This window comes from Legionella nautarum (genome assembly GCF_001467895.1).
GTDB classification, from domain to species: Bacteria; Pseudomonadota; Gammaproteobacteria; order Legionellales; family Legionellaceae; genus Tatlockia; species Tatlockia nautarum.
On record NZ_LNYO01000018.1, the window covers coordinates 1 to 291 of the forward strand.

Sequence of the window (291 nt, forward strand, 5' to 3'; positions counted from 1 at the left end):
CTTCTTCGCCTCTTACTGCCAAGGCATCCACCGTTTGCGCTTCTCTTCTTGACCATATAACCTCAACCACCTCTTTGCTGTGTCTTTTTTCGCTACTCTTCGTTATCGATACTCGCTCGCTCGGTCACATACTTGTGTATGCTCTCTCGCTTGCTCCTATCGATGCCTCGATTAGCAAAAAAATGCTTGCAAAGACCTTCCTTTTAATAAGTATAAACTTATTGAAGAAAGTCTTGGGCTCGGTTACACGACAAGGACAATACTAATTCGCTTGTGTTACCTCTTTCTTTA

General features: G+C 43.0%; 1 protein-coding gene. It reads left to right on the top strand.

The genetic code is table 11. The annotated features are described in order from the left end of the window. Positions 1–266: hypothetical protein (locus tag Lnau_RS16790; protein ID WP_238585965.1), on the top strand; the 266-nt coding region annotated here is incomplete at its 5' end. Positions 267–291: the final 25 nt, after the last annotated feature.